13 protein-coding genes are annotated in these 16,699 nt (G+C 34.2%); 12 read left to right on the top strand and 1 reads right to left on the bottom strand.

What is annotated here, in order from left to right; translation table 11 throughout:
* Positions 1-26 precede the first annotated feature (26 nt).
* On the bottom strand, positions 27-854 hold the full coding sequence (locus tag KAOT1_RS15920; protein WP_007095888.1) for a hypothetical protein: 828 nt from the start codon (positions 852-854) through the stop codon (positions 27-29).
* A gap of 110 nt (positions 855-964) precedes the next feature.
* On the opposite strand from KAOT1_RS15920, the gene KAOT1_RS15925 reads away from it, so the two are divergent.
* The 12 genes from KAOT1_RS15925 (at position 965) to KAOT1_RS15985 (ending at position 16,660) form a co-directional block, all read left to right on the top strand.
* Positions 965-4,390, top strand: coding sequence for a DUF4175 family protein (locus tag KAOT1_RS15925; protein ID WP_007095889.1), 3,426 nt, complete (start codon positions 965-967; stop codon positions 4,388-4,390).
* Complete coding sequence (ybeY, locus tag KAOT1_RS15930; RefSeq protein ID WP_007095890.1) at positions 4,383-4,805, top strand: rRNA maturation RNase YbeY; 423 nt, start codon at positions 4,383-4,385, stop codon at positions 4,803-4,805. Before KAOT1_RS15925 ends, ybeY begins: the two co-directional genes overlap by 8 nt.
* Before the next feature lie 54 nt (positions 4,806-4,859).
* Complete coding sequence (mnmG, locus tag KAOT1_RS15935) at positions 4,860-6,731, top strand: tRNA uridine-5-carboxymethylaminomethyl(34) synthesis enzyme MnmG (protein ID WP_007095891.1); 1,872 nt, start codon at positions 4,860-4,862, stop codon at positions 6,729-6,731.
* Between the two features lie 34 nt (positions 6,732-6,765).
* Complete coding sequence (locus KAOT1_RS15940; RefSeq protein WP_007095892.1) at positions 6,766-7,620, top strand: GNAT family N-acetyltransferase; 855 nt, start codon at positions 6,766-6,768, stop codon at positions 7,618-7,620.
* An 86-nt stretch (positions 7,621-7,706) separates the two neighbouring features.
* Positions 7,707-8,552 (top strand): class I SAM-dependent methyltransferase, encoded by an 846-nt coding sequence (locus KAOT1_RS15945; protein WP_007095893.1) that lies wholly within the window; start codon positions 7,707-7,709, stop codon positions 8,550-8,552.
* A 309-nt stretch (positions 8,553-8,861) separates the two neighbouring features.
* Complete coding sequence (locus KAOT1_RS15950; protein WP_007095894.1) at positions 8,862-9,386, top strand: OmpH family outer membrane protein; 525 nt, start codon at positions 8,862-8,864, stop codon at positions 9,384-9,386.
* 320 nt (positions 9,387-9,706) lie between these two features.
* Positions 9,707-12,085, top strand: a complete 2,379-nt coding sequence (locus KAOT1_RS15955) for a TonB-dependent receptor (RefSeq protein ID WP_007095895.1) — start codon at positions 9,707-9,709, stop codon at positions 12,083-12,085.
* A 4-nt stretch (positions 12,086-12,089) separates the two neighbouring features.
* Positions 12,090-12,938 (top strand): DUF4249 domain-containing protein, encoded by an 849-nt coding sequence (locus KAOT1_RS15960; protein WP_007095896.1) that lies wholly within the window; start codon positions 12,090-12,092, stop codon positions 12,936-12,938.
* Positions 12,939-13,892: 954 nt separating this feature from the next.
* Positions 13,893-14,360, top strand: coding sequence for an RNA polymerase sigma factor (locus KAOT1_RS15970; RefSeq protein ID WP_007095898.1), 468 nt, complete (start codon positions 13,893-13,895; stop codon positions 14,358-14,360).
* A gap of 2 nt (positions 14,361-14,362) precedes the next feature.
* Positions 14,363-14,908, top strand: a complete 546-nt coding sequence (locus KAOT1_RS15975) for a hypothetical protein (RefSeq protein WP_040559617.1) — start codon at positions 14,363-14,365, stop codon at positions 14,906-14,908.
* Positions 14,889-15,962 carry a hypothetical protein gene (locus tag KAOT1_RS15980; protein ID WP_007095900.1) on the top strand — a complete coding sequence of 358 codons (1,074 nt, stop codon included), beginning with the start codon at positions 14,889-14,891 and terminating at the stop codon, positions 15,960-15,962. The genes KAOT1_RS15975 and KAOT1_RS15980 overlap by 20 nt, the downstream gene beginning before the upstream one ends.
* A 26-nt stretch (positions 15,963-15,988) precedes the next feature.
* Positions 15,989-16,660: a hypothetical protein gene (locus KAOT1_RS15985; protein ID WP_007095901.1), complete on the top strand. Its 672-nt coding sequence runs from the start codon at positions 15,989-15,991 to the stop codon at positions 16,658-16,660.
* Positions 16,661-16,699: the final 39 nt, after the last annotated feature.

The raw sequence follows: 16,699 nt of genomic DNA on the forward strand, positions 1-16,699 counted from the left end.
AATCTCTAAAAAAAGAAAATACACTTTTAAAACCGCTTGTACAAACCAACAGTCAACGCCGCTTGCTTCGCTACATTGTTTCCAGAAAATGCACCGCCAAAACTCAAAACGCCACCAAAAGAATTAGTAATTTCTCCCACAGCTTTCAAACCAAAAGCACCATATTCTTGATTGTTTACGTATAAAGCTGTCGCTTGATTTGACAAAGGAAGATTCACATCGCCATCATTAAAAGAACTCACAATATCCACAAAACCAATCAGCCAAATTTTTGAATGTACTTTTGTGCCAATTTCGCCACCAATCTTAAAATTATTGCTATAATCGTTCGTTTTCAAGTCAATTCCTGTAAAAGCTTGCACATAAAACTTGTCAAAACTACGCCCAATATTCACCGTTGGTGTCAATGTCCACGCGTCTTGTCCGGTTCTAATTCCCGAAGCAGTTTCAAAAGTTCCAGTATTCGCTTCCACATTCAACTGTCCGGAAATCAACCATTTCTTATGGTAAAAATTATGCTTCAATCCTACAGAAACATTTCCAAAAGCTGTTTTCGAATCTTCCGTAATAAACGCAGTTCCATTGACAGCATCGCCGGTTTGAATCATTTTAATAGGAAGATTTACAATTAAAGTCGTTTTAGAGGAAATTCCATATTCGCCATACAATTGTAGTGTATTGTCGGTAATTTCTCGATCGGTTTGATACTCAGGATCGCCAAAAACTTCGTCATAATTGGCAATTGTAGTGAACGAAAGTTGTGTGTAAAATTTTCCTTTTTCTTGTGTCCACGGACTCTGTGCAAACAAAATTCCTGAACTCAAAATAGCAATAATTGTATATAAATTTTTCATAATTGGCTTGTTTCTGAGTGCTTAGTAGTAACTTTTTGTAAAATCTTACACAATCTTTAACAAGTCTCATATACTATTAATTGCGTAAATATGTTATTTTTATCAGTTATATGATGAATGCATACGAGCAAATACAAAAAAAATTAGGGCAGTTTGTGACCAAATACTACACAAACGAGCTCATCAAAGGAGCCATTCTATTCTTTAGTATCGGACTCTTATACTTTATAATCACCTTGTTGGTGGAACATTTTCTATGGCTAAGTACAGGCGCAAGAACAGCGTTATTCTGGATTTTTATTGCGGTTGAGTTAGCGCTTTTCGCGAAATTTATCGTGCTACCATTCACAAAATTGTTTAAACTACAAAAAGGAATCAGTTTCAAAGAAGCGTCTACCATTATCGGAAATCACTTCCCAGAAGTAAACGATAAACTATTGAACGTGTTGCAATTGTCTGAAACGTCTCAGGAATCTGAATTGTTATTGGCAAGTATCGAACAAAAATCGCGAGAACTACAACCCATTCCGTTTCAAGTAGCGATAAATTTTAAGAAAAACATCAAATACGCAAAATATGCCATCTTACCATTGGCAATCGTACTATTTGTGTGGATTTCTGGAAACAGTTCCTTATTCAGTAGTAGTTACGAACGTGTAGTAAATTACAAAACGGCGTATGAACCGCCAGCGCCATTTCAATTCATTGTAGTAAATGATACTTTGCAAGCCATTGAAAATCAAGCATTCAAGCTGCAAGTGCAAACATTAGGTGATGTCATTCCAGAAGAAGTACAAATCTCGCTAGGAGAGGAAACGTATTTTTTACATAATAAAGGCATTGGAACGTTTGAATACAACTTTTCACAACCAAAAGAGGCAACAACTTTTACGCTCAAAGCGAATGAAGTCACGTCAAAACCATATACTTTAAACGTCGTAAAAGTTCCGTCATTGGTCAACTTTCAAATGATTTTAGATTATCCTGCATATACCAAACGGAAAGATGAGGTTTTAAAAAGCACAGGAAATGCGACAATTCCTGAAGGAACAACCATTACTTGGGAAGCAAAAGCAAAACAAACCAATCGATTAGAGCTAATTTCTACAGATTCGACTTATGTTTTTACTAAAGAAGCAAACAATTTTAAACTTGCACAAAAAATATTTCAAAAACTTGATTATCAAATAAGTATAAGCAATTTAGAACTTAAAAACTATGAAAATTTAGGCTTTAATATCAATGTTATCAAAGATGAATATCCAAAAATGGATTTGCAATCAAAACGTGATACGGTCGATCAACGAACCATGTATTTCTTAGGGCAAGTTTCGGATGATTACGGACTCAAACGTCTGCAATTGGTATACTATCCTGCGGAAAATGCAGCGAAAAAAACAAAAGAAAACATTCCTATTAGCGCTTCAAACATTGACCAATTTCAATACACATTTCCTGGAAATCTACAATTGGCAAAAGGTGTCAATTACGAATTCTACTTTCAACTTACAGACAACGATGGATTGCGTGGAGGAAAAAGCGTTAAAAGTGAAATATTCAACTATCGCAAACTCACAGATACTGAATTAGAAACAGAGCAATTGCAACAGCAAAATGAAACGATCAAAGACTTAGACAAATCATTAGAGAAGCTTCAAAAGCAACAAGATGAACTCAAAAAAATCTCCAAAGAACAAAAAGAAAAAAGTGAATTGAACTTCAACGATCGTAAAAAGCTAGAAAAATTCTTGCAACGACAAGAACAAAACGATCAAATGATGGAGAAATTCTCCAAGCAACTTCAGGAAAATCTAGAAGACTTCCAAAAAGAAGAAACCAAAGATGATGAAGACAAAGAATTGCTAAAAGAACGTCTAGAACGTCAGCAAAAAGAATTGGAAAAAAATGAAAAGTTGATGGAGGAGTTAAAAAAACTTGCTGAAAAAATAAGCGAAGAAGAACTCCAAGAAAAACTTGAAGAACTCGGAAAACAACAACAAAATAGCAAAAAGAATCTGCAACAAATTCTCGAATTAACGAAGCGTTATTATGTAACAAAAAAAGCAGAGAAAATTCAAAAAGAACTGCAAGAACTCGCTAAAGAGCAGGAAGAACTTTCTAAGAAAAGTGGCGATCAAAATACGAAAGAACAGCAAGAAGAACTCAACAAAAAATTTGAAGACTTGCAAAAACAAATGGATGAGTTAGACAAAGAAAATGAAGAACTCAGAAAACCATTAGACTTGGAACGTAAAAAAGACGAAGAAGAAGACATCAAACAAGAACAACAAGAAGCTACGGACGATCTTGAAAAAAGTGAAGAATCGCAAAGTGAGCAACAAAAATCTGAACAGCAAAAAAGTGCCAAGCAAAAGCAAAAGAAAGCCGCGCAGAAAATGCAACGTATGAGCAAAAGTATGGCAACAGCGATGCAAATGAGTGGACAGCAAAGCATTCAAGAAGATGCTGAAATGTTACGTCAAATCTTAGATAACTTATTACTTTTTTCTTTTGATGAAGAAAATTTAATGAAAAACTTTGAAGAAATCGATAATACAAATGCAAGCTATGCATCACGATTAAAACGTCAAAAAGAACTGCGAAAAATGTTTGAACATGTCGATGATAGTTTATTCGCATTGTCATTACGTCAGCCAACAATCTCTGAAGAAATCAACAAGGAAATTACGGAAATCTATTTTAATATAGACAAATCGTTGGAACTTCTAGCAGAAAACAATGTCTACCGTGGCGTTGCTGCACAACAATATGCGTTGACATCAACCAACAAATTGGCCGATTTCTTAAGTGGTGCGCTCGATAACATGAACCAAAGTATGGGTTCTGGAAAAGGTCAAGGAACATCAGGAGTTGGACAAAGCGGACAAAATCAAGGTCAAGGAAAAGGATTTCAATTGCCAGACATCATTCAATCGCAAGAGGAAATCAACAAGCAAATGAAGAAAGGGCAGAAGCAAGAAGGGCAAGGAAAAGATGGTAAAGATGGCAAGGAAGGCGGTAAAGAAGAAGGCGAAAAAGGCAAAGGCGGCAAAGATGGTAAAGACGGAGAAAACGGTCAGCAAGGTGGCGGATCGGGTAGTGGAGACGAAGACGCTTCGGGAAAATTATACGACATTTACAAGCAACAACAAGCGTTGCGAAATCAACTAGAACAGCAATTAAAAGATAAATACGGAGAAAAAATAAACAATCCACAAGCAAGAGAATTGCTCAAGCAAATGGAGCAAGTGGAAACTGAATTGCTAGAAAGAGGTTTCAATGATGAAACCATGAAAAAGATGATAGAACTCAAATATCAATTACAAAAACTTGACAAAGCTGCCTTCGAACAAGAAAAAGAAAACAAGCGAGAATCTTCTACAAATCGGAAAGATTTCAACAATACTACAAACGAAAAAATTCCTGATGTGCGACAGTATTTCAATCAAATTGAGATATTAAACAGACAAGTATTACCTTTGCGCAATAATTACAAAAAGAAAGTACAAGAGTATTTCAAAAAAAAGGATGATTAGTTTTCATTATGAGACACAATTTGAACTTCCAAACGAAGCACAAATTGAACAATGGATTGGCAACGTAATTGCTTCAGAAAACAGAAAAGAAGGAGAAATCAATTATATCTTTTGTGATGATGAATACCTGCATAAACTAAATGTAGAATTCTTAAATCACGATACACTAACTGATATCATTAGTTTCGACAATTCCCTAGGAAATCAACTCCATGGAGACATTTTTATCTCTGTAGAACGTGTTGCTGACAATGCAAATGATTTTAAAGTTTCCTTCGAAGAAGAACTGCGTCGTGTGATGATTCATGGAATATTACATTACTGTGGTTACAAAGACAAAACCGACGAAGATCAAGCTGAAATGACTGCCAAAGAAAATGAAAAACTCCAAATGTTCCACGTGGAACAATCGTAAATCTCTTGTATAAATTGTTAAAGAAAATAGAATTAGTATTATAATCGTTAAGATATGTTTAATACGGAATATGATGTAATCGTTGTTGGTGCAGGTCATGCAGGTTCAGAAGCCGCCGCCGCCGCCGCAAATATGGGAAGCAAAACTTTGCTTGTTACGATGAACTTACAAAACATCGCGCAAATGTCTTGTAATCCCGCTATGGGAGGAATTGCTAAAGGGCAAATTGTACGTGAAATTGATGCACTTGGTGGTTATAGCGGAATAGTTACCGATAACTCTGCGATTCAGTTCAAAATGCTCAACAAATCCAAAGGTCCTGCCATGTGGTCACCACGTGCACAAAGCGACCGAATGCGCTTTGCAGAAGAATGGCGTTTAATGCTAGAACGAACTGAAAACCTTGATTTTTATCAAGAAATGGTGCGTGGTCTCATTATTGAAAATGAAGAAATAAAAGGTGTAAAAACGTCTTTAGGATTGGAAATAAGATCCAAAACAGTTGTCTTAACCAACGGAACTTTCTTAAACGGATTGATTCATATTGGAGATAAAAACTTCGGTGGTGGTAGAGCAGGAGAAAGAGCTGCTACAGGAATTACAGAAGAATTAGTCGAACTTGGTTTTGAATCAGGAAGAATGAAAACAGGAACGCCACCAAGAGTTGATGGAAGATCGTTAGACTATTCTAAAATGATAATTCAACCAGGTGATGAAGTTCCAGATAAATTTTCCTATCTAAAAGTAACAAAACCGTTAGAAAACCAGCGTGCGTGTCACATGACATACACGTCTCCAGAAGTGCATAACTTACTGCGAGAAGGTTTTGATAGATCGCCAATGTTCAATGGAAGAATTCAATCTATCGGACCAAGATATTGTCCTTCTATAGAAGATAAAATCAACCGTTTTGCAGATAAAGATCGTCACCAACTTTTTGTTGAACCAGAAGGTTGGAATACTGTAGAAGTTTATGTAAATGGATTCTCGACGTCGCTTCCAGAAGATGTTCAATTTAAAGCATTACGTTCGGTGGCTGGTTTTGAAAATGTAAAGTTTTTTAGACCTGGATATGCAATCGAATATGATTACTTTCCACCAACACAATTAAAGCATACGCTAGAAACAAAACTTGTAGAAGGATTGTTTTTTGCGGGACAAATTAACGGAACCACAGGTTACGAAGAAGCCGCTTCACAGGGATTAATGGCAGGAATAAATGCTGCATTAAAAGTTCAGGAAAAGGAAGAATTCATCCTAAAAAGAAACGAAGCTTATATTGGAGTTTTGATTGATGACTTAATTACAAAAGGAACGGAAGAACCTTACCGAATGTTTACTTCGCGTGCAGAATACAGAACGCTACTTCGTCAAGATAATGCTGATTTTAGATTAACACCTGTTGGTCACAAACTTGGTTTGGCAAGTGACGAACGTTTGCGATCGATGGAAAAAAAGAAGACAAATTCAGATGCGTTTATTCAATTCTTTAAAGATACCAGCGTAAAACCTGATGAGATAAATCCGGTTTTAGAAGCAAAGAACTCATCAAAAGTTAAGCAGCAAGATAAGATGTTTAAAATCTTTGCGCGTCCAAATATCTCTATGGAAGATATGCGAAAAGTAGCTTCTGTAGAAAACTTTATTCAAGAACATGAACTTGGAAAAGATGTCTTAGAACAAACGGAAGTTCAGGTTAAATATGCAGGTTATATCAATAAAGAAAAAAGCAATGCTGATAAACTGAACAATCTAGAACGGGTTAAAATCCCAGCAGATTTTAAGTATGAAGGATTGACAAATCTTTCTATGGAAGCCAGACAAAAATTAGCTAAAATTCGTCCTGTAAATTTATCTCAAGCATCACGAATTAGTGGTGTTTCTCCAAGTGATATTAGTGTGATGTTGGTTTATTTAAATAGATAAAATTTCGAGTGTTCCACGTGGAACATTTTATAATATGGAAATAAAATCATTACAAGAAACGCCAATTCAAGAAATCTTAACGACATTGAATCTGGCGTTTTCTGATTACTTTGTTCCGATCAATTTTACCGTAGATTATGTCAATGAACGTTGGACAGCTTCTGGTGTAGATTATAAACTTTCTTTCGGTGCTTTTGATGATGGAAAATTAGTAGGTTTTATCATTCATGCAATAAATTTTTATGGAGAGACCAAAGTTGCTTATAATGCATCTACAGGAATTATTCCTTCATACAGAAGAAAAGGTTTGTTGACCAAATTGTATGAGAAAGCAATTACGGTTTTACAAGAAAACGGAATTCAAAAAAGTACGTTGGAATGTATCACAAAAAATGAACGTGCAATTTTAGCGTACCAAAAAGTGGGTTTTAAAATTGATCGCCAATATCATTTATACAAATTCAATTGGAAGCAAAGAGAAATTCAATCTGAATTTAAAATTAAAGTTGACACAGATTTTTCTTTTGAGAATTTCACACAGTTACAAAACTATCTTCCTTCTATAGAAAACCAAGATCATTTTTTAGAAAAATACAAAAACAGTTTAAACGTAATTTCAGTTTTTGATAAAAATGAAATAGTCGCATATTTGCTTTTTCACAAAATCACAAAAAGAATTCATAGGTTAGGCGTAAAAGAAAATAATTGGAATACTTTTGGTGAAATTTTATTTTCAGGATTGCCGACAGGAAATTATAATATTATCAATATTGATTCAAGAAATAAAAATATGCATGATTTTTTTAAAAAAATGAATTTTGATAATTATATCGATCAGTTTGATATGAGTTTTGATTTCGAATTCTCTAAATCACAAGATTCAGAATAGTTGAGTAAAATCTTCAATTTTAAAAAAGAAAAAAACGTATTGTTCCACGTGGAACATTTTAATAAAAATAGAAAGCAAATATAAAAATGGAGAACATTACGGTAAAAGATCATTCCGTTTCTGGTGAAAAATTCCAATTGGTTTTTGATGAAGTTTTAGAAATGTACAAAACCGAACCGCAACCAAGTTTGGATAAACTCGCTTCCTATTACGAAAGTGAAGATTATATTTCGCATACAGATGCCAAAAGAAATCTCTTTGAAAAAATATACCATTGGGTTCGCATATACATGCTTTCTAAAAAAATGTCTTTTGTAGACATGAATACAAAAAGTGACGGAAAAAAAGTGTTGGACATTGGTTGTGGAACTGGAGACTTTTTAGCAATGGCTCAAAAATACAAATGGGAGATTGCCGGAGTTGAACCTGATGCTCAAGCACGAAAAATTGCTTCCGAAAAAACCAATACTGAAATTCATAATAATGATTGGCTTTCTACACTTGAAGACGATTCTTTTGATGCCGTTACCATGTGGCATGTTTTAGAACATGTTCCAAACTTAGAGGAACAAATAGCGGAATTGAAAAGAATTGTAAAACCCAACGGAACTATTTTTATTGCTGTACCAAACTTCAACTCTCATGATGCAAAACATTACAAAGAATTTTGGGCAGCTTATGATGTACCAAGACACTTATGGCATTTCTCTCAAAAAGCAATAAAAGTACTTTTTGAAAAGCAACAAATGAAAGTAGTAAAAATCTTACCAATGAAATTTGATGCTTATTATGTGAGTTTGCTTTCAGAAAAACACAAAACAGGAAAGATGAATCCGCTAAAAGCATTTTATAGAGGATTTGTATCCAATTTTAAAGCAATTACAAGTTCAGAGTATTCTTCATTGATTTACATTATAAAAAATGAAAAATAATGCATTTTAAGCCGTTTTAAGCACGATTTTCCACTCAAACCATATATTGTATAGTAATTTTTTAAAAATGATCTAAAAGACGCCATTAATAAATCATTTTTTAATTGATAAAAATTATAGTTAAAATAGAAATTATCAATTTTAATTATAATATGATTTTTTCAGAAAAATCAGTCAATTATCACGATTTGTTATGTAAACTTTATTTCTATTTTTGCGGCAACAAAAAATACAAGAGAAAACATGTTATAAAATATTGATATGTCAATTCTCAAAAACAAATAAGAAAAACAATAAAAAATCATACACATGAAAAAATTAATCGTTTTAGCTGTTGCAGCTTTAGGATTGTATTCTTGTCAGCAACCTGCAAAAATTGGATTTGTAGACAACACAGAATTGGTCAATGAATACCAAGAGAAAAAAGATTTGGAAGAATTGATGAAAGGTAAAATTGAAAAGTTTCAAAAAAAGAATGACAGTATCGGACGCTCTTTTCAAATGGAAGTCAAAGATGCGCAAATCAAAGCGGCAAAAATGAGCAAGGCAAAACAAGATGCTTTGATGACACAATTGCAACAAAAACAAGGAATGTTGCAACAACAATATCAATTAGAAGAAAAAGCAATTTCTAGTGAAAGTCAAACTTTGAATGATTCATTACTAAGCACCGTGAAAAAATTCGTAGAAGACTACGGAAAGAAAAATGGGTACGATTACATTCTTGGGAAAAACGAATATGTAGGAACTGTTTATTATGGAAAAGAAGAAAACGATATCACTAAAGAAATTTTAGAGCTATTGAATAAAGAATACGCTGCTAAAAAGAAGTAATTTCAAAATAACATACAAAACTCACAAAAAAGGCTTTCGAAAGAAGGTCTTTTTTTGTTTTTTGCTTAAAAAGTCAAATAAGCTGAAAATTAAAAAATACATCCGAGTAAGCAACACCCAACACCCCAAACCCAATACCTAACACCCAATACCCAAAACCCACCAACCCAACTTATAATACTTTGTTAAAAAATCCTCAAAAAAAGAAAGCTCCGCCGTAAGAAGTTTATTTTTACATACAAATTATCACTAATCATGCAACCTTTTACTTTCCTAACTGTCAATAGCTGTATACTATCAATTAGAAAACCTCACAAACAATGAAAAACAGTGTTATCTGGATTTGTCTTTTAATGAGCACATTTCTCTTTGCGCAAGAAAAATTTAGCGTAAGCGGAACCGTAAAAGACAAAAAAAATGGTGAAACCTTGCTTGGCGCAACTGTATATCTCAAAGGAACAACTATTGGAGCAGTCACCAATGAATATGGTTTCTATTCCTTAACAGCTCCATCAGGAACGTACACACTTGTCATTTCCTTTCTCGGCTATCAAGACATTACTAAGGAAATTACGCTTACTGTAGACCAAACGGTAAATTTTGAAATCGAAGAAGCTTCAACCTCACTAGAAACGGTTGTCATCGAAGCAGAAGAATCAGAACGTGTAAGCATCCGAAAACCGCAAATGAGTGTCTCCAAACTCAATGCAGAAACCATCAAACAAATGCCCGTAGTTTTGGGAGAAGTTGACGTTATCAAATCCATTCAAATGTTGCCAGGAGTTACCAATAGTGGAGAAGGAAGTGCCGGATTTAACGTTCGTGGTGGTGCTGCCGATCAAAATTTAGTATTACTCGACGAAGCAATTATATACAATACTTCACACTTTTTTGGTTTTTTCTCAGTCTTTAATGCAGATGCTATCAAAGATATCAAACTCTACAAAGGAGACATTCCTGCAAAATTTGGAGGACGAATTTCTTCGGTATTAGACGTACGTCAAAAAGATGGAAACAGTAAAAACTTGGAAGTAAATGGTGGTGTCGGAATCATTTCAAGTCGTTTGGCGGTAGAAGGTCCGATGTTTAACAAAAAAGGCTCATTCTTGGTTGCAGGAAGAACCTCGTATGCACACTTATTTCTTCCGCTAATAGAAGAACTAAAAGACGATAAAATCTCGTTTTACGATCTCAATCTAAAAACCAACTACGAAATCAACGAAAACAACCGAATCTATCTTTCAGGATATTTTGGGAGAGATATTTTCGACATTTCTCAATTTGTCAAAAACCGTTACGGAAATGCTTCGGCAAACTTACGTTGGAATCATGTATTCAATGAAAAACTATTCTCAAACCTATCGTTAATTTACAGTAAATACGATTACAGACTCGTTTTAGACTTTATTCAATTAGATTGGGTTTCTGACATCAAAAACTTCAACCTAAAATACGACTTACGTTATTATGCCAATGACAAAATAAAACTAGACTTTGGAGTCAGCGGAATTACGTATGATTTCAATCCTGGAGAAGTAAAACCTACCGATCCAAGTTCGCCAATAAACTTCCGAAAACTCGATCAAAAAAGAGCCTTTGAAGCTGCGGCGTACATCAGTGCAGAACATCAACTTACGGACAAACTCACAGCACAATATGGTTTACGATTCAGTACATTTTCTCGCTTAGGCGGACAAGAATTGTCTGATTATGCCAACGATCAACCTGTAGTTTACAATGAAGAAATTGGCATCTATGAAGAAGGTGAAGAAATTGGCACAACCAACTACGGGAAAAGTGAAAGTATCAAAACCTTTGCAAATGTTGAGCCAAGACTTGGACTATCGTATCAACTCAATGACAAATCATCTGTAAAAGCAAGTTACACGCGTTCGGTACAATACGTTCACTTACTTTCTAACACGGTTTCAGTAACACCATTAGATGTTTGGGCGCCAAGCGGACGTTACATTCAGCCACAAAAATCCAATCAATATGCCGTTGGGTATTACAGAAACTTCAATGACAAAAAATACTCGCTAGAAGTAGAAACCTACTATAAAAATGTAGACAATCGTATTGATTACATTGATGGTTCTGACTTAATCGGGACAAATAACATTGAAACTGAAATCCTAAACGGAGAAGCCAGAGCGTACGGTTTGGAAATTCTATTTCGTAAAAACAAAGGAAAGCTCAAAGGTTGGTTGGCCTATACCTTATCAAAATCTGAACAAAGAGCACCTGGCGGAAATGCTGGTGGACCAGGAATTAATAGAGGAAATTGGTACAACACACCATTTGACAGAACACACGATATTTCGATCACAGGAAGTTATGACTTTAGTGAAAAATGGAAATTCAGTGCCAACTTTGCCTATCAAACTGGTCGTCCTGTAACCTATCCAAACGGACAATACGAATATGAAGGACTATCCATTGCAAGTTACGATGCTCGAAACGCCAATCGTTTGCCAGCATATCACCGACTAGATTTATCAGCAACATATACGCCGACGAAAAATAAAAACAGGCGTTGGCAAGGCGAATGGGTTTTTGGTCTCTATAACGCTTACGCGAGAAGAAACGCTGCTTCCATCTCATTTACACAAGACTTTGATACTGGAATCAACGAAGCTCGTAGACTTTCGGTTTTTGGAAGTGTCATTCCATCCATAACGTATAATTTTAAATTCTAAGATCATGACAAAAAATATAAAATTCACGGTTTTTTTAGCACTAATTATCACGTTTATTTCCTGCGATGATAAAATTGATGTAGATGTTCCTGAAGCACCGCCACGTTTGGTGATTGAAGCTTCTCTCGATTGGAAAAAAGGAACAGCGGGAAACAACCAAACCATAAAACTAAGCACATCGACACCGTTTTTTGATACTACCACAAATACAAGTGTTATTGGCGCTTCTGTACGAGTGACGAACAACAACTCGAATGCAGTTTACAATTTTGTCGATCAAAATGACGGAAACTACACAATTACCAACTTTGTTCCTGTTTTAAACGATTCCTACACCTTAGAAGTCATTTACAACGGAGAAACATATACAGCAACGGAAAACTTAATTCCTGTGACGCCAATTATGAATCCTACGCAATCTCTTGAAGGCGGATTTGACGATGAAGTACTAGACGTAACCATCTTTTTTGACGATCCTGCCGACGAAGAAAATTTCTATATGGTTCGAATAAAAGAAGACACAGATTTATTTGCGGAATTAGAAACGCAATCCGACGAATTTACCAATGGAAACGTACAAGAAGAATTCTTTGAAAAAGAACGTGATGATGAAGATCCTGAAGCAGAATACAATCCTGGAGACACGGTAAACATTAGACTCTTTGGAATCTCAGAACGTTATTACAACTTCATTTCATTATTGATAGAACAATATGACTCTGGCGGTGATCCATTTTCAGTAACTCCAGCAGAAATCAGAGGAAACTGCGTCAATCAAACCAATGAAGCCAACTATGCTTTCGGTTATTTTAGAGTCACAGAATTTGATGAAATAGATTTTACCTTTCAATAGAAATTATAAATATCATGAAAATATATTGAGAGATATATGCAATAAACCAAGACATAAAAATTCCTAAGCATCCTATTTTTTCTTCCTTCACTTCTTCTCTATATCGAGTTATGAAAGAAGTTAGAATAATAGAGAAAAAAATTGTCCCTATAATTAGAGTCATATAAAAGTTTTGATTGAGAGGATACTGATGTAAATCGGAATTTGTTTTATCTGGAAAAAATAAAACCTTGTAATTATTTAGTCTTATCCAAGAAATAAATATTGTAAGAAATATATATGTATAACAGCCAATTCCTTTACTTTTTTTGAAAATAATGTATAATATGAAACCATAACTAAAGGCAATAACGAACTCTACTATAACCATTAAGACTACTTTAGAAAAAATAGAATCTATATGAATTTTAGGTAATAGGTGGTTTACCCCATCTATTTCAATTAAACCAATTAACTTCATAATAAAAACTGTAATAGTTATTATAGACGCAATTATTGGTAATATTTTGAGATACTTCATATTATAAATCTTTCAAATTCTGTTAGTAAGTTATATTTTAAAAATAAGAATTTATTTACTTTTTAAAAATTTATAATAATTAGTTAAATCAAACCAACGAAGCCAACTATGCTTTCGGCTATTTTAGAGTGACAGAATTTGATGAAATAGATTTTACATTTCAATAAAGTATAGAAATCAAACATTTATTCAGAAAAAAGCGCAATTTCATCAGAAACTGCACTTTTTTTATGGGAAAACAAGTCTTTCACAAAAAATGTAAACTGTATATTATCAGCCGTAAAAAACTTTTTCACAAAAAATGCAACCTTTCAAAAATTTGGTTGTCTATACTAAAAACAACAATCGTCACCATATTTTAATCCATAGTGAGCAACGCTATCTTATTTACACATAAAGAGCTTATAGAAAAGAGCAAGCTAGGAAACCGTAAAATGCAATACCAACTGTATTCATTATACGTTGATGCTATGTTTAATGTGAGTATTCGGATGGTAAAAATAAAAGAAGATGCGGAAGATATAGTACAAGACAGTTTTGTTGATGCGTTCAAAAACCTTGAATCCTTCAAATACGAAAGCACCTTTGGTTCTTGGCTAAAACGAATTGTCATCAACAAAAGCATCAACTATTTAAAAGTAAAACGAATTCCGCTAGTTGCTATAGAAGATCAAGAATATTGGATTTCGGAAACAGAAGAACTCAAACCAACACAGTTAGATATAAGTAAAATAAAAAATGCCATTCAGCAATTGCCAAACGGCTATCAAACCATTATCAATCTTTATCTCATAGAAGGTTACGATCATACAGAAATAGGAGACATTTTAGAAATCAGTGTATCAACTTCAAAATCGCAATATCACAGAGCAAAAAAGAAGTTAATCCAATTAATCAATTGATTATGAAAGACGAATTAAAAAACTACATACAATCCCACAAAAACCAATTCGACGATCATTCCATAAATGAAGTTGACAAGCTAGCTTTATGGGAAAAAATCAGTGAACAATTGCCTGAAACACCTAAAAAAGGAATTCCATTATGGAAAAAAGCTTCTTTTAGAGTTGCCGCAGCTATTGTGTTGCTTTTTGGTTGCCTGTTTCTATATTTCAACACCAATAAAACAGCAGGCGAATACGATATGGTAAGTGACGAATTTCGTCAAATAGATACACATTACAAATCATTGGTGCAAAATCAAATACAACTGGTAAAAACGAGTGCCAACCTTTCCAAACAAGAACAAGAAGCCTTTTTAAGCCATATTGATACGCTAGACAAAGAATACATAAAACTAAAAAAAGAACTCAAACAAGGTGTTAATAATCAACTCATTATAGAAGCTATTATCAATAATTACAGAAAAAAAATTCAACTTATGGAAGATCTTTTACGCAGATCGTATCCAGTTCAAAATACCGCAGACGATGGCGAGCTCATTTTATAAAACCGTACTTATTGGTGTAGTGTGTTTGCTTTCGTTTCAAAGTACGCTCGCACAACACAAACGCACCAAAGAAATCAAAGAAACGCATGCATTCAGTAATGAAAGCAAACTGTATTTAGAAAATAAGTACGGCGATATCTTTGTAAGCGGTTGGGAGAAAAACAGTATTGAAATTATCGTCAATATTGAAGCCGAGAGCAAAAATGCAGAAAAATCTGAAAAACTCCTGAACCGCGTAAAAACATCTATCATTCTTACCGATACAGAACTCAAACTGACATCAACAATTGCTAAAAAAGAAGGTGGATTTCTCGGACGATTAGATCCGTTTAAAAATGAAAAAACAAAAATAAACTACACCATATATATGCCCAAAAAGGCAATGATGGAAGTCTACAATACCTATGGTAATATTATTATTTCTGATTGGAATGGAGCGTTGAAAGCAAATATAGAACATGGAAAAATGCAACTTTCAAGCGCTATTCAAAATGCAGATATTACGATAAAATTTGGCAAACTCAACGCGATCAATTTAGAAGCATCAACAGTAAAAGCAAATGATGCAACGCTGACAATTCATAACGGAAACGATTTAAAAATAACGTCTGACGGTTCAGAAATGACGCTGAACAACATGAAAAATTTGGAATTAAATTCGAACAAAGACAATACAGACATCTTAAAAGTGGATGGAATTTCAGGAAGCATTAAACACTCAAAAACATTTTTGAAAAATCTCGGAGGAAAAACCATACTCGATTTATATTATGGCGAATTGCGTGTGCTAAAACACATTACGACATCGCCAGAAATCAACATCAATCAAAAAGAATCGGAAGTATACATCAACATTTCAGACATCAATTTCACTTTCAAAGCAAAACTCGAACAAGGTGTATTGCGCATTCCAAAAACTATGAATAACATAGAAAGCGAAATCATAGACCGAAAAGACAAAATAAGACGCATAAGCGCATCATATGGCGCAAAAAACAACGGAACCATTACCTGTACAGGTTACAAAGGCGTAATCTTATTAAAAGAATTATAAAAGCAACAAACGAAAAACTCATAAAAATGAAGAAGTTAATCACTGTAGTATTCACACTATTCATTTTCAATATACTCACAGCACAAACCAACGAAACCGAAGATTATGTCGAATTTGACGATCGGAAAAACATTGTACACGGCGTCTATTTGGGATTTACACCGCAATACGGAAGAATTTCCAACGAAGATGCAGGAGTTTTCAATCTAAAATTAGCGTATGTAGCCAACAGAAAATTTGAAATTGGACTCTCAGGAAGCGCATTTTTCAGTTCGCAACCCAATAATACCAATGTTTACAGAGGCGATGAGGTATTTTTAGTGGGCGCTTATGGCGGATTGCACTTAGAACCAATTCTATTTGGAAACAGATTTATAAGTGTATCATTTCCACTAATGATTGGTGGCGGTGGCATTACCATACTTGAAAAAAAGGCAAACGGCGACTTTGATGAAACACCTTTGGAAAATGACACGTACGATTACGATTCCTTTTTCATTGTAGAACCTGGCGTAAACATATTGTACAACATTTCACGCTTTGTACAAATAGAAACAGGTGTGCGCTATCGTATCTCAGAATCGTTTCAATTGCCGTTTTATGAAAAAGACAATATCAAAGGATTTTCTGTGGGAATGGGAATAAAAATTGGAATCTTTAATATGGGAAGAAAGAAAAAAATAAAAGATAAATTTTAGAGCAATACGTTCAAAATAGGCACAAAAAAACCTCGGCAA

This window comes from Kordia algicida OT-1, from assembly GCF_000154725.1.
Classification (GTDB): domain Bacteria; phylum Bacteroidota; class Bacteroidia; order Flavobacteriales; family Flavobacteriaceae; genus Kordia; species Kordia algicida.